The sequence below is a fragment of the Flavobacterium enshiense genome (genome assembly GCF_022836875.1).
In the GTDB taxonomy this organism is placed as follows: domain Bacteria; phylum Bacteroidota; class Bacteroidia; order Flavobacteriales; family Flavobacteriaceae; genus Flavobacterium; species Flavobacterium enshiense_A.
On sequence record NZ_CP090376.1, the window covers coordinates 947,045 to 962,814 of the forward strand.

Genomic DNA, 15,770 nt, shown 5'->3' on the forward strand with positions numbered 1-15,770 from the left:
TAATAAGTGATATGATGAAAAAGTACCTATCGTTTAAAGTTTTATTTGTATTAGTATTTCTGAGTTTTCAAGCTAACGTAAAGGCACAGTTAGCTACGTTGGATATGTCCGGAAATTATAAGGTGACCGGAACCAGCGCAATATGGTGGGATTATCAGTATAAGCCTACTGGAAGCTCTACTTATACACAATCAGCTATAATTCAGGGCGGTACTACGTCTTTGGTTAGACTCAACCCTTTTGTTTCCTGGGATTTCAGGATCCGTTTTTATGGTTATACCGGCCAGCCGGGGCCTTGGGGTTCTGATATTACGGTGAATTCGGATTATGCGGCAATTTCAAAATCCGTTGGTTACACGTTTGATTTTAATTCAAATGCATTAAATGATGGATGGCGTGGGTATCGCCTGGAAAATGTTACTTCGAATACAAATAGTAATATTGAGCCAGCAACCTCTTACTATAATGGTGTTTCTGGAATGTCCATGTTTATGGGTTGGGGTTCTAGTTATGGTACTATGTTGGTTTCTCCTAAAATTCCGGATTTAGCAACAGACAAGAAGTTTTCGATTTACGCTATGGCCGATCAATCGAATAGCTCTATTGTTTTAGGTACCATTGCAGATCCTTACGATTCTTCAACTTTTCATCCGTTAAAAACGGTTACTCTTTCAGGATTGGGATTTAAGGAAATTAAGGTTTTTCTAAACAATTATAATGGACAGGATAAATATATTGCCATTAAGAGTTCGGGAAATTATGGTAGAGTTTTTTTTGATGACTTCAGTTATCAGCAGTCAGTGAACTGTTTTGACAATACCAATTTGGCAGTTTCAGATGTGACGGAAAGTACTGCAAAAATTAACTTTACAGCGGATTCCGCTCAAAATAGTTGGGAACTGGAACTTAAGAACGTGACCTACGGCATTACGGAAACTATGATGATTGGTACTAATGTTGATTACCAGCTTCAGAATTTAACAGGGAACACTACCTATCAGGTAAGGCTAAGAGCTAATTGTGCGGAAGGACTGTACTCGAATTGGACTCCGACACAATCTTTTACAACCTCTTGTTCTACAATCGCTGCGGGATACCAGACATCTTTTTTGGAGAAAAATTATTTCAATCCTTGTTGGTCCAGAATAGAAGTTGGTGCGAATGTTTATCAGGCCCCTATTGGCGGTAATACTAGTATAGTACCCAGAACAGGAAGCAAGTATATTCAGATGATCAATTCATCTGTTTCAGCAGCAAATAAATCATACCTGATAACACCTTATATAACTGATCTTGCTAACGATAAGAGGGTGAAATTCTTCATGGTAGCGAAAGGAAATTACAATTATATTACAAGTTCATTAATTGTAGGAACAATGTCAAACCCTTCAGACGAGACCACATTTGTACCCCTGAAGACCATTTCACCATTGGAAATGAATGAAATCAATGGTTTTGAAGTGAATGATTTTTGGAAAGAACATATTGTATATTTGGATAATTACGACAATAATATTAATCATCACTATATTGCCATTAAGCAAAACAATATTGCTGACGGAAGCACCTTTCATATTGACGATTTTACTTACGAAGTAATACCGTCCTGTAAAGAGCCGGTAAATCTTAAGATGGTCAAATCGACTTATGACTCAGCGATATTGAGTTGGGAAAATAATAACACGCCTTCCAATGGAAGCTGGCAAATAGAATACGGTCCTGCCGGCTTTACATTAGGAACCGGAGTAACTGTAAATGCTTCGATAACAACAGCTACACTTACAAACCTCTTGCCTTTTACGAATTACGAATTTTATGTTCGAAGCCAATGCGGTGCCGGATTCAGCAATTGGTCTGACCGTGGTGTTTTCAAAACGAAATGCGAAGGAGTTACTGCTGGTTATACCCATGATTTTGAGAATGGGAATTTTGACTCCAACTGTTGGGCAAGAATTACACCTAAAATTAGGAATAATTTTTACAGTCCAGATGCTTTTATTTATTATACATCGCCATATGGTTCCACGCCGACAACTCCTCATTCCGGGACCAAGATGATTAGTATTATGTCATCAAACAGCAGTCCGGATAATTATGAAAATGAGAAGACCATTTTAGTACCACCACGTCTTATTGATTTAAACAATGAAAGGAAGATTTCTTTTTGGGCATACGTCCCATCAAGTGTTTACAATAAGCTTACAAATATTCAGGTTGGGACACTTAGTAATCCTGAAGATTACCAAACTTTTGTGCCTTTTGAAGATATAACGACCGGCTTTCAGTTGGATGCCTGGAAAAAGTATGAAGTTGACTTCTCAGGATACTATGGCAGTAATAAGTTTATAGGGATACGAATTTTTACCTATGATGGAGATAATTATATTGTTTATCTCGATGATTTTGCGTACGAGAATCATAATTGTGCAAAACCAACTAATTTATCTGCATTACAGTCCGGTTCAGATCGTGTGGCTTTAAATTGGAACATCAATAATAATAATCCGGTTCATTGTGAGGTTGAATACGGGGAATATGGTTTTACTCCGGGAACAGGTACCGTTGTTACTGTAACAAGTCTTCCGTTAACCATTACGAATCTGACTCCCAATACAAAATATCAGTTTAGAGTAAGAAACATCTGTGATTCAAACGTGGTAAACTGGAGTAATCTTTACAGTTTTAAAATTTCATGTATGGTAAGTGCTCCATTCGAAGAAAAATTCGATCAGTATACACCCACTAATGCTTATCTAATACCAGGTTTTTGTTGGACGGTTTATGAGAGTAGTACCAGTCCTAACCAGATATCGACTTACAGTGGAGTTAAGCAATATTCTTTTAATAACTTTAGCAGTTCACCTAATTCTGCACAATTATACTGCTATAACGTTTCTTCCAATACTGTTGCGAGCACGGCGTATTTTATATCTCCTTTTTTAAGTGATTTTGACAATACGAAGAGAATTAAATTTTGGGCAAAGTCATGGAATGTTAAAAGTGGTGAATATGTATCGGTTGGTGTTTTATCGAATCCTTTAGATTTAAACACATTTGTAAATTATCAGAATATTTATTTCGATAATGTACCGCCATACGGAAAAGAAGTAAATATTGATTTTACAAACTATACAGGTAATGGTAAATACATTGCTTTCAAATTGGTTAGCAGTGACGGCGATTCCAAGGCTGTTTATTTTGACGATTTCAAATACCTGAGCCGACAGAATTGTATGGAGCCGGTTAATATCGAATTTTTAAATTTATCCAATGATTCTGTCTTATTGAAATGGAATAACACTAATGGCGAAAATGTAAAAATTGAGTATGGTCCGACAGGTTTTTTACCAGGGACAGGTCTTGTGGCTTACAGTACAACGAATCAAAGTTTAGTCGAGGGACTTTCTCAGAATACCGCTTACGACTTTTATTTTAAGACATTATGTGGTTCAGGAGAGTCTATAATCGTAGGGCCTAAGAAGATAACTACTACCTGTAATATTTATGCATTGCCTTGGGTGGAAAACTTTAGTAATATGTCCACTTACGGAAACAATTTGTTGCCTGACTGTTTTAAAATGTTATATGGTAATTTTTCGGCTAAAAATGCTCCGCAAACTGTTAGTGGTTATAATTATGATCACATAATAAATGGTTCTGGAGACAGCACATATCTTCATTTTATCAATAATTTTTCTACTAAAATTCATACTCCGATGTTTAATCTGGTTGCAGGGACAACATATAAATTCAGTCTTTTTGCAAGATGTTCTTACCAGTATGGCCCAGGGGCCATTTATGCTACCGCAGGTAGAGGTCAGGAAGAACATTACATGGAGGCAAATCTTCAAACCATTGGAAGTCTCTCGGAATATAACTATAACCAGCTTAATTTCTATTTTACACCAGTTGAATCAGGTGATTACAGTTATCTGGTTAATTTTATGGGAAGCAGTTCCATTAACATGATTGCTGATAAATTTCAACTTGAAGAAGGTTATGAGAATCTTATAACAGAATCTAGTGAGGTATTTGATTTTCAATCGGGCGTAAGTAGTAAGCTGATTCTTGAAAGTACTTTACAGAGCAAGGTCCTTAATTCGGGGGAACCTGGTAATTCAACAAATAAGCTTTTAATAATGAATGGTTCCACCGATTCATCAGCATGGATGGCAAAGGGTGATGTTTTGAAGAACAATGAAATTACAATTGGTGATGTTTGGAAGAATAATGTAAATAATATTACGAAAGTAAATATGAAAGTGGCTTCGGGTTCTGTTTCAGGGAACTTATATCTGCGATTTAATTTAAAGCAAACCTTTATCAATAGCAATAATGAGTCGATGTTCAGGGTTTTGGTAAATGGGAACGTACTGGAAACAATTCGACCGACTACTTCTAATCAGGATGCTTTTGTAACTTATGAATATGATTTAACGCCATACCTTGGCAGTGATTTAAGAATTTCACTTCAACACATCGGAAAATCTGCAGGCGGGACTATAGGCGATAAGGCCTTTTTAGATAATATTGTCTTTTCACCTTCATCGCTGCTTTCTAGTGAAGAAGTTGTATGGAGTAATTTGAAAGTCTATCCGAATCCAACAAAAAACCATATTACAGTTTCTAACAGTGAAATACTTTCAAAAATTGAAATTATAAATATAGCTGGACAAGTTTTGTTTTCTAATAAGCCAAATCAGACTGAAGTTAAATTAGATTTGTCCAATTACCCTGTTAGTGTTTATTTTGTCAGGGTAACAAGTGATAATAAAAGTGCAATTATTAAAATTGTGAAAAATTAGAATTAGTATAAAGAGAGATATGGCTGCCAAAAAACCTGTAAAAAAACAACCGGCTAAAGCAAAACCCAAAACCGAAAAACGCAGTTTGAGAAGAAGGATAGCTGTATTTTTCCTGAAGCTTTTTTTATGGCTTTTCGGGTTGTCTATCCTATCGGTTATTATTTTCAAATTCGTTCCGGTACCCTTTACACCTTTAATGATAACTCGTGCATTGGAGCAAAAAGAAGCCGGAAAAGAAATGACCTGCAGCCATGATTGGGTGCCGTTGGAAGATATTTCGACAAATCTTCAAAAAGCCGTCATTGCCAGTGAAGACGGTAATTTCTTAAGACACAATGGTTTCGATTTTAAAGCCTTGGCCAATGCATACGAAAGCAATCAAAGAGGAAAAAAATTAAAAGGTGGGAGTACAATATCCCAACAGACGGCTAAAAATGTCTTTTTATGGCAGGGCCGAAGTTATCTGCGTAAAGGTTTGGAAGCCTATTTTACCGTGATGATTGAATTGATTTGGGGCAAAGAACGTATCATGGAAGTCTACCTAAACAGTATCGAAATGGGTGATGGCGTGTATGGCGCTCAAGCGGCCTGCGAACATTGGTACTCAAAAGATGCAAAAAGTTTAACGAAATATCAAGCTGCAGGAATAGCTGCCATCCTTCCCAATCCAAGAAAATTTAAGGCGTCTAATTCTTCGTCATATACTAACAGAAGAAAGGATAAGATTGTTCGCGTCATGCGTCATATCGGAAAGATAGATTATGACTCCGGGAAGTAAGTTCGAATTTATTAGATAAATACAAGAAAAAAGTGTTTCCATGAGGAAGCACTTTTTTTATTTTCAGTAACATTTTTTAAAGCAATACGTCTAATTGTCATTAATCAAAAAATAAATAAAATGACATCACACGAAATAGATTACCATATTTATGGTGAAGAAATGCAATATGTAGAAATCGAATTGGATCCTCAGGAAGTGGTTATTGCCGAGGCGGGCAGTTTCATGATGATGGATAACGGGATCAAAATGGAAACGATTTTTGGAGACGGTTCCGGAGAGCAACAAGGTTTTTTAGGTAAATTGATGACCGCCGGAAAACGCGTTTTAACTGGAGAAAGTCTGTTCATGACAGCTTATATAAATAATGATGCAGGAAAACGAAAAGTGTCGTTTGCATCACCTTATCCGGGAAAAATTGTTCCTATCGATTTAACAGAATACCAAGGGAAATTCATTTGCCAGAAAGATTCATTTCTTTGTGCTGCAAAAGGGGTTTCTGTTGGGATTGAATTCTCTCAGAAATTAGGCCGCGGATTATTCGGCGGAGAAGGCTTTATTATGCAGAAAATCGAAGGCGACGGGATGGCGTTCGTGCATTCGGGCGGAACTCTGGCGCGTAAGGAATTACAGCCGGGCGAAGTTCTGAAAGTTGATACGGGGTGTATCGTAGGATTCACCAAAGATGTCGATTATGACATCGAATTTGTTGGCGGAATCAAAAATTCGATTTTCGGTGGGGAAGGACTGTTCTATGCGACACTTCGCGGACCAGGAATCGTTTACATTCAATCGTTACCTTTCAGTAGATTGGCCGATCGAATCATCGCAGCGGCTCCAAAAGCTGGAGGAAGCGGAAGGGAAGAAGGCAGTTTGCTTGGCGGATTAGGACGAATGATCGACGGAGACAACCGATTCTAAGAGTTATGTATAATAAAGAAAAGAGGCTGTATCAGTTTTGAGTCAGCCTCTTTTTTGTTTGCAGGTACTTTATTGGCACAGATCGCGAATCCGCGCTAACTGGTGTTTTCAGAATTTTAGACTATAAAACCGCGCGAAAGGATTAGCGTCGCTGAATTTCATTTCGAGCGGGAGCAGGGATAATTTTTTCATCGCTTTTTATCATTTAAAAATTCATTCAATAAATGTTCGGGTTCGATGTTTTTGTTATAAATCGGTTGATGAAAATCATTGAGTTTGCTTAGTAATCTGATTAAATCCATCTTCTCATTATGTGTTAAATCTCCTGTAACAATTTGAGTTGCTTCTCTGATCTTTCCCATTTGACTTTCTAAAGCTTTAAGGCCTTTTTTGCTGATTTTTAAAACCTTACTTCTCTTATCAATTTCAGAAGCTGTTTGATTTACCCAACCTTGTGCAATTAACCGATTGATAATTTGCATACCGGCAGGCTTTTCGTGGACATTCTTTTTTATCAAGTCCATTTTAGTCATTTCACCAAAGGCTTTAAGATTTATGAGATATATAAAATCTTCCTGAGAAGAAAAGTCTGAACCGTAGATGGCAGACCTGGAATAACTCTTAGCATATCTGTTCATATGAACAATCAAGGTGTTAATGACGCTTTCTGGACTTCGTCCCTTTTCTTTGCCTTCCCAATTGGGTTCGGTTAAATGCTCTTTACTTTTCATCTCAGCATAAATCCAGTTCTTAAATCCGGTTAAGTCCTTTTCATAGTTGTTGGCGGATGCAGCAGATTCAAAATCCTGCAAAAGATTGATGAAATCTTTTAATAATGTATAGTTCATTTTGCTGTTTTATGTAACAAGTACTTTTACACTAAAGTAGAGTGTATTATACTATATTTAACATTAAATAAAGGGAGCTTTCAGTTCCTTTTAATTTAAAATGCTCCGCCGGTAAACGCGGAGCCTAATTCTAAGTTTTGCATGTAAATTTTAATAATGCCATTTTTTGAAGATACCAGTGTTTAGAATGTTGGCAGTATTACTTTGTCTATCACGTGAATTACACCATTAGTACATTGAACATCTGTAGCAATAATGTTGCTGACGCGATTTTGGGCATCAGTGATTTTTGCTCCTCCGGCCAGTCCTATGGTGAAGCTTTGTCCCTGTAGTGTTGATACAATTTGATTATTCGTTAACTGTGACGATAGTACATTGGCTCCTGTAACCACGTGGTATTTTAGTGTTTCTTCCAATACATTTTTAGGAACAGCAGTCAATGAACTTAATCCCAATTCCTCTAACAGAGAGGTAAAAGCCTCGTTTGTCGGCGCAAATACGGTAAAAGGAGAGCCAGCAGTTCCATTAAGAACACCTGTAAAATTTTGATCCGTTACATCGGGACGGGTAAGTGCTGCTACTAGATTTGTAAAATTTGGATTGGCAACTGCATGATTCACAATTGTTGGTAAGTCAATAACATTATCAATTACGTGAATAACTCCGTTTGAAGCCTTAATATTAGCGCTGCTCAATACGACTGAAGCGCCACCATTATCTGCTCCGCCATTTAATTTTACTCCAGAAGTTAAATCGATGTACATACTCAAGGTATTGCTAGAACTGGCATTTCCTTTGGCAAGTGTTTTTACATACCCTGTTTCAAGTTCTGAACTAGTGAAAGACCCGGTCAAAACATGGTTTTTTAATACTTCTGCCAATATTTCATTTGGAACAGCATCTAAATTTGCAAAACCATTAGCACTTAAAAAGGCTTGAAATTTATCATTTGTAGGCGCAAAAACAGTGTAGTCTCCCGGACTGTTAAAAGTACTAACCAGATCTACTTTTTCTAAAGCTTGTACCAAAATACTCAGATTAGGATTTTGTACCGCAATTTCAGCAATAGTTTGCTCAGGTGCTTTAGTGATATTATCGTCATCTTCACAAGAGAACGATACAAATGCCAATACGGCAATACCGAAAAATTTTGATAACGTTTTCATAATATGGTTTTTTAGTTAAATAGTATACAAATATACTATTTTTTTTTAAATAAGTGCTTTTGTGAACTTTTTTTATTTTTCAACATATTGTAAATCAAGTGTATAGTCATTGTGTCTGACATGAGCTAGTTGCTTTTTACCAATTAAAGTTCGCCACTAGTGAGAGGGGCCCGCTCGTGCACAGAATCTAAACCTTATGAATTTTTAAATAGTATGGTCATTATTTTCATATTTATTAGCTTACAAGGATTTACAATCCATAGAATGAATGTATCGTATTAAAACAAATCTAAAGAATTTATTAAGCAACATAGGGAGCCTTACGATCACCAATTGTTGCTCTTTATTAGCGCAGATTACACCCGAAGGTTGTACCCGAACTGGCCAAGTAAATCCACGTTGTCGGGACTCGAAAAAAAGTCCCTGCCAAAGTTCCCGGTCAATTGCAGTATTCCTTTTAATTTACCTATAGTTACGTTTTTCTAAAGGCGTAAGTAATAGATATAGCACTGATATAGCACTAGTATAGTACAAGTATAGCATCTATAATGAATATGTAGGTAAAGATAAATAAGGTAATAATTGCTAAATACTTTTTGTTTTAGCGAGAGTCCTACGCTCTGCAGCGTCTCTTGACTTTGCGCAGAGGAGACAAAGGATTCTAGCAGTTGCATACAATAAAAAAAGCGTTCAGAAATTGAACGCTTTTTTTATTGAATCTGTTTTGGAATTACATTTTGCCGTTTGGCAATGTCATAATTCCCATATTGTATAATGTAAATACCTGCATGTCCACGTTTTCCTGAATCGTAGCGGCTACCGATTTTCCGGCACCGTGACCAGCATTAATATCGATACGGATTAATGTAGGATTGTTTCCGGTCTGTTTGTCCTGCAATTCGGCTGCAAATTTAAAACTGTGCGCCGGAACCACGCGGTCATCATGATCACCGGTCATAACCATAGTCGCCGGATATTGCGTTCCTTTCTTAACATTGTGAACTGGAGAATACGCTTTGATGTACTCAAACATTTCTTTTGATTCTTCCGAAGTTCCGTAATCGTAAGCCCAACCTGCTCCTGCGGTAAAGGTGTGGTAACGAAGCATGTCCAAAACGCCTACAATCGGTAAAGCCACTTTCATCAAGTCAGGGCGTTGCGTCATTGTTGCACCAACAAGCAATCCGCCATTAGAACCTCCTTTTATTGCTAAATGGTCAGAAGAAGTGTATTTCTCTTTAATTAGGTACTCTGCCGCTGCAATAAAATCGTCAAATACATTTTGTTTCTGCATTTTCGTGCCGGCATCGTGCCATTTTTTACCATATTCACCACCGCCTCGTAAGTTTGGAACCGCTAAAATTCCGCCGTTTTCCATCCAAACAACATTAGCAATGCTGAAAGATGGAGTCAGACTTACGTTAAATCCTCCGTAACCATACAACATGGTCGGATTTTTACCGTCCAGTTTCAAGTCTTTTTTGTAGGTAATAATCATCGGGATTTTCGTTCCGTCTTTGGAAGTATAAAAAATCTGTTTGGAAACGTAATTCTCTCCTTTGAAATCCACTTTCGGTTTTTCATATACAGAAGAATTACCTGCTTTTGGTTCAAATGAGTAGATGGTTCCCGGTGTAATGTAATTGGTAAACGAATAATACAACGTTTTCTCTTCTTTTTTGCCACCAAAACCGCCTGCTGTCCCAAGACCCGGTAAGGTAATCTCGCGAACCAGTTTTCCGTTGTAATCGTATTGTTTTACCATAGAAACGGCATCTTTCATATAATTGGCAAAGAAATAACCACTGCCTGTTGAAGGTGTCAATACGTTTTCGGTTTCTGCAATGAAATCTTTCCAGTTTTCAGGTTTTGGATTGCTGATATCAGCAGTAACGATTTTTTTGTTCGGCGCTTTGTAATCGGTCGCGATGAACAATTTGCTTCCTTCGTTTTCAATAATGTAGCTAGACGTGTTGAAATTGTCAAGTATGGTAATGATCTGACTGTTTTCTTTAGTCAGGTCTTTAATGTACAATTCGTTTCCGTAGGTTGAATTCGCTGCTGTAATCACCAAATATCGGTCGTCTTCCGTTACACTTCCACCAACATATCTTCTTTTTTGGTCCAAGCCGAAAATGACTTTATCTTCTTTTTGAGCGGTTCCCAATTTGTGGTAATACAATTTATGCTGATCGGTTTTTGCCGAAAGTTCGCTTCCTTTTGGTTTGTCATAACTCGAGTAATAGAAGCCTTCGTTGCCTTTCCACGAAACACCGCTGAATTTTACATCAACAATCGTATCTTCCAAAACTTTTCGGGAAATAGCATCCATGATGATTACTTTACGCCAGTCGCTTCCACCTTCAGAAATCGCATAAGCCACTTTCGAACCGTCTTTGGAGAAATCCAGTCCTCCTAATGAGGTCGTTCCGTCTTTGGAAAAAGTATTCGGGTCTAAAAAGATTTCTTCTTTACCCTTAGTGTCTTTTCTGTATAAAACCGACTGATTTTGCAAGCCGTTGTTTTTATAATAATAGGTGTACTTGCCTTCTTTGAAAGGAGCGGAAATTTTTTCGTAATTCCACAATTTTTCCATGCGGGCCTTTACGGCATCGCGATATGGAATTCGCTTTAAATAATCGTATGCAAGGTTGTTTTGCGCTTTTACCCAGGCGCCGGTTTCTACCGATCGGTCGTCTTCAAGCCAGCGGTATGGATCGTTTACTTTTGTACCGAAATACGTATCGGTGTGTTCAATTTTTTTTGTTTCGGGATATTTGATCTCTCCGGTGGCTTTGGGAGCTTGTGCATTCATGGTTAAACTACAGATTACGGCAGTTGCGGTTACTATGTTTTTCATGCGTTGTTTGTTTTTGGTTTTCGCAAATATAGTCAAACTTTGTTTGCAGATTCTTACTTTTTGAAAACCTTAAGCGTTAAAGATTGATTAAAAGTTAAAATTTATTCCCAAAATAATATTTCTTCCGATGTTTGGAATTCCGTCCGTTTTTAGGCGTGATAGATGGGAAATGTACTTTTTATCCAGCAGGTTGTTGGCGTTCAGAGAAAGGTCAAATTTGTTTTTTCCGATGTTGATGTTTCCTCCAAATCCAAGGTTTAACAACGCATAATCACCTGTTTCTGTTTCAAACGGACTGATATTATTTTGTTTCAGAAAATAATCGATGTTGAACAAAGCATAGCCGTTTTTGAACCAATTTTGAATGTCAAATTCGCCACGAATGGTGTTTGACATTTTGTTTGCCGGGATAAGGGGTAAATAGTCGCCGTTTTCCTGTTTGCCGGTCACGCTTTCAAAACTGCTAACTAAGTGCAGCCAGTCTAACGGGTGTGGGTGATAGTGAATACCGATTTCCCCGCCATATAATTTTGAGTTTTCCTGAACGTAATCATAGACATCGTTACCATCTATCTGAGTTCCGGTCGGAGAAAGAAAAATATAATCGTTGATGTGATTATAAAAACCATTCGCAAAAAACTCAAAATGGGCATTTCCATATTCCAAATTCAAATCGGCTTGCAGGTTCTGTTCGTTTTTTAGATTCGGATTCCCGATTTCATAGCGGTTACTTCCCTCATGAACACCATTGGACGTCAGCTCCGCTAAATTGGGAGCACGGAATCCGGTAGCCAAATTGGCGCGTAGGTTTAGATTCTCAAGCAATTTTGTTTTGTAGCCCAATGAAGCATTAAAACTCTCGAAGTTTTTGTTTACGGCTTCAAAATAACCTTCTTCACCAAATGTTCCGTGGGTTTCCGAATCGATCTTTCGGCTGTCATAGCGGATTCCGGCCTGTAAAGTATGCGATTTCCATTCGTAATTGGAAGTGAGCAATACACCTATATCATTGGTAGTTGCATCTGGAATCAGTAATTCTTCGCCATTGTTTTCATTTATCTGATGAAGTCCCTGAACGCCTACTATTGTTTCCAGATTCCCGAATTTCGGCAGATAGAATTTTACATTATAGCTTGCCGTTTTCAGTTTCATGTACAGCGCGGTTTCATCGGCGGCTTCTAGTTCCTTTCGGTTGTTGTAGGTGTATCCCAAATCAGCTTCCAGTTTCGTTTTTTTTAGGAAAAATTTCTGGTGCAGACTTAGCATATGATTGCCGATGTCCTGTTTCGGATACAAAGGCGTTCGGAAATGTTCCGGTGTAATGTCTTCTTCGGGTAAACCGATGTTTAAATTGTTGTAGTTGTATCGGAATTCCGAATTGTAATGGATGTTGGAATACCCCAATCCGATTTTATAATCCTTTTCGATAAAACGGGTATTGGTTACTTTTTCGCCCGACGGAATTTCATAATCGGCATGTGTGGAATAACTTGCTCTGGTGAGGAATTTCCAATTGTCTGAAGAAGTTTTCAGGCCTAAAGTAGTGTTGCTTCCCTGGGTGTTGGAAAACAGCTTCTGATTGAAATTTCCCGAGGACGAATTGGTTTTGGCAAATTTCTCTGGATTAAAATACAATACGCCACCTAAGGCATCGGAACCATAAAGCAGGGAAGCAGGGCCTTTAATGACTTCAACACTTTCCACGCCGGCATCACTCATTCCTAAACCGTGTTCTTCGCCGAACTGCTGGTTTTCCATGCGAATCCCTTGTGAATAAACCAAAACACGATTACCGCTTAAACCCCTGATTACCGGTTTTCCGATGGAAGTTCCAGTGGATATCTGAGAAACTCCGGGAATGGTTGCCAAACCTTCGACTAAAGTGGTCGCACCTTTCTGTTGTAATTGTTTAACCGACTGATGTTCGACTTTCATTACGTTTTGCGACTGTACTTTGTTAAATACTGTGGAAACAATCATCTCGTCCATGTGGGTTGATGTTTCCTCCAGCATAACGTTTAAAAGAGTTTCTTTCTCATTAATTGTCACCACGACGTTTTTATTAGCATAGCCAATGGACGAAAAAGAAATGTTGAAATTTCCCTTGGGTAAATCGTTAAAAATGTATCTTCCGATACTGTCGGAAACAGTTTCTTTGTGTAGTTCCGGAATGGAAACTGTAACGCTTTCAATGGCTTTACTGTTATGGTCTGAAATGGTTCCGGAGAGTGTGTTCTGTCCGATAGCAATGACTGAAAACCCCAGTAAAAGGGCTGTAAAAAAGGATTTCATATGTTTTTGATTGAATTATTGTATAAGAAATTGTGCCGAGATTTTCGACAAAAAACTAATTATCCAATAAAACAGGGAGGGCCCCGGAGCGGTTTCAGGCTACCTGAAAAGACAATGGGGGTTTCGGAAATAGAAAAAGGCGGGTTTTTCGTTTCTGTAATTCTTATAAAATCGAAATCGAAAAACTGAATCGGAATGTAATTGCTGAAGGAAAACTCACAGGTAAAACAATCTTCAAATTTGTGATGGCTGTGTGAGAATTCGGTTTTAGAGCTGTTGTATTTGTGGTCGCAATGTTCTTCTGTAAACTGCTTTGCCAAATGCTCATAGGAATGCACTGATTGAAACAGTATTGCGAACAATAATGCGATCAGTAAAGAAAGGCTGAAATGTTGCAGTTTCTTATTCATTCACCACAAATATATGAAACACAAAAGAAAAATCCGTTTAACTTTTACGCTAAACGGATTTCTGTATGATTTTGAATGGAATTATACCAATTCGTTTTCTACAAGATATTCAGCAATCTGAACCGCATTAGTTGCAGCGCCTTTTCTTAAGTTGTCGGCAACAATCCACATGTTTAATGTGTTTGGCTGGCTTTCATCACGACGGATTCTTCCAACAAAAACATCGTCTTTACCTTGAGCGTAGATTGGCATCGGGTATGTTTTAGTGTCTAAGTTATCCTGAACGGTAACACCTGATGTGTTGTGTAAGATAGAACGAACTTCATTAGTGTCGAAATCGTTTTCAAACTGAACGTTCACTGCCTCACTGTGTCCACCCACAACCGGGATTCGGATTGCAGTTGCTGTAACAGCGATAGTGTTATCTTCAAGGATTTTTTGCGTTTCGCGAACCAATTTCATTTCCTCTTTAGTGTATCCGTTATCTTCGAAAACGTCACACTGTGGAATTGCGTTACGGTGGATTGGGTAAGGATACGCCATGTCTCCTTTGATTCCGGCATATTCATTTTCCAATTGCTGAACTGCTTTTACACCTGTTCCTGTGATGGACTGGTAAGTAGAAACCACAATTCGTTTGATATCGTATTTTTTATGTAACGGAGCCAAAGCCATAACCATCTGAATAGTCGAACAGTTTGGATTGGCAATGATTTTATCGTCTTTAGTTAAAATGTTAGCGTTGATTTCAGGAACAACTAATTTTTTAGTTGGATCCATTCTCCAAGCAGAAGAGTTGTCGATAACCGTCGTACCGGCTGCAGCAAATTTCGGAGCCCACTCTTTAGAAGTGTCACCGCCAGCAGAAAATACAGCAATATCTGCCTTCATGTCTACAGCAGTTTGCATTCCAACCACCTTATATTTAGAGCCTTTGAATTCAATTTCCTTACCTACAGATCTTTCTGAAGCTACGGGAATTAATTCTGTAATCGGGAAATTTCTTTCCGCCAAAACCTGAAGCATTACTTCGCCAACCATTCCGGTGGCACCTACAACGGCTACTCTCATTTTACGTATTGATTTTTAGTGTGTTATTACGAATTGCAAAATTAAATAATAAAGATGTTAAAAAGTGATAAGAAAAAAATATCACAAGAATTATTTTGTTAACAAAAAAGACCGCCTGTTTAGGCGGTTAATGTTAGAATATGTTGTGTAGCGGGTTATTTTTTAAGCAAATCACGGATTTCTCCTAATAATTCCTCTTGGGTTGGACCTGTCGGAGCCGGAGCCGGAGCCGGTTTTTTCAATTTGTTCATGGCTTTGATGACCAAAAACATAGCAAAAGCAACGATGATAAAATCAATCAGGGCAGTAATAAAGGCTCCCCACTGAATGGCTAGCTCAGGTACCGCTGTGGTTACTACCGTTCCTGCCGCATCTTTAACTTCGGCAATGCCTTCTTTTAGTATAATTTTTTTATCGTTAAGGTCGATGCCGCCCATAATGGTTCCGACAATTGGAGCAAACATTTTTTCAACGAAAGCCGTAACTACTTTGCCAAAAGCGCCTCCCATGACAAATGCGATGGCCATGTCAACCAAATTGCCTCTCATGGCAAACTCCTTAAATTCCGAAATAAATCCCATAGAATATGATGTTAGTTAAAATGCGTGTCAGACTAAAT

At 38.1% G+C, this 15,770-nt stretch carries 10 protein-coding genes; 3 read left to right on the forward strand and 7 right to left on the reverse strand.

The window, feature by feature from the left end; all coding sequences use genetic code 11:
- The first annotated feature begins 11 nt into the window (after positions 1–11).
- The 3 genes from LZF87_RS04255 to LZF87_RS04265 all read left to right on the forward strand — a co-directional run bounded on the left by LZF87_RS04255 (position 12) and on the right by LZF87_RS04265 (position 6,504).
- The gene (locus LZF87_RS04255) at positions 12–4,805 is read left to right on the forward strand and encodes a T9SS-dependent choice-of-anchor J family protein (protein WP_244342004.1); all 4,794 of its coding nucleotides are present in this window, start codon (positions 12–14) and stop codon (positions 4,803–4,805) included.
- Between the two features lie 19 nt (positions 4,806–4,824).
- The gene (mtgA, locus tag LZF87_RS04260) at positions 4,825–5,583 is read left to right on the forward strand and encodes a monofunctional biosynthetic peptidoglycan transglycosylase (RefSeq protein ID WP_244342005.1); all 759 of its coding nucleotides are present in this window, start codon (positions 4,825–4,827) and stop codon (positions 5,581–5,583) included.
- Between the two features lie 120 nt (positions 5,584–5,703).
- Entirely contained in the window at positions 5,704–6,504 is an 801-nt protein-coding gene (locus LZF87_RS04265; RefSeq protein ID WP_244342006.1) for a TIGR00266 family protein, read from the forward strand.
- 188 nt (positions 6,505–6,692) lie between these two features.
- On the opposite strand, the gene LZF87_RS04270 is transcribed toward LZF87_RS04265, so the two are convergent.
- The 7 genes from LZF87_RS04270 to mscL all read right to left on the reverse strand — a co-directional run bounded on the left by LZF87_RS04270 (position 6,693) and on the right by mscL (position 15,732).
- A complete protein-coding gene (locus LZF87_RS04270; protein WP_244342007.1) occupies positions 6,693–7,352 on the reverse strand; it encodes a MarR family winged helix-turn-helix transcriptional regulator in 660 nt (219 codons plus the stop codon).
- A 182-nt stretch (positions 7,353–7,534) separates the two neighbouring features.
- The gene (locus LZF87_RS04275; RefSeq protein WP_244342008.1) at positions 7,535–8,518 is read right to left on the reverse strand and encodes a fasciclin domain-containing protein; all 984 of its coding nucleotides are present in this window, start codon (positions 8,516–8,518) and stop codon (positions 7,535–7,537) included.
- Positions 8,519–9,248: 730 nt separating this feature from the next.
- Positions 9,249–11,333, reverse strand: a complete 2,085-nt coding sequence (locus LZF87_RS04280) for a prolyl oligopeptidase family serine peptidase (protein ID WP_244343724.1) — start codon at positions 11,331–11,333, stop codon at positions 9,249–9,251.
- A 132-nt stretch (positions 11,334–11,465) separates the two neighbouring features.
- Positions 11,466–13,670 carry a TonB-dependent receptor gene (locus LZF87_RS04285; protein ID WP_244342009.1) on the reverse strand — a complete coding sequence of 735 codons (2,205 nt, stop codon included), beginning with the start codon at positions 13,668–13,670 and terminating at the stop codon, positions 11,466–11,468.
- Positions 13,671–13,729: 59 nt separating this feature from the next.
- Positions 13,730–14,080 (reverse strand): hypothetical protein, encoded by a 351-nt coding sequence (locus tag LZF87_RS04290; RefSeq protein ID WP_244342010.1) that lies wholly within the window; start codon positions 14,078–14,080, stop codon positions 13,730–13,732.
- Positions 14,081–14,161: 81 nt separating this feature from the next.
- Positions 14,162–15,151 carry an aspartate-semialdehyde dehydrogenase gene (locus LZF87_RS04295; RefSeq protein WP_023572873.1) on the reverse strand — a complete coding sequence of 330 codons (990 nt, stop codon included), beginning with the start codon at positions 15,149–15,151 and terminating at the stop codon, positions 14,162–14,164.
- A gap of 155 nt (positions 15,152–15,306) precedes the next feature.
- Positions 15,307–15,732: a large conductance mechanosensitive channel protein MscL gene (mscL, locus tag LZF87_RS04300; RefSeq protein WP_244342011.1), complete on the reverse strand. Its 426-nt coding sequence runs from the start codon at positions 15,730–15,732 to the stop codon at positions 15,307–15,309.
- Between the last annotated feature and the right edge of the window lie 38 nt (positions 15,733–15,770).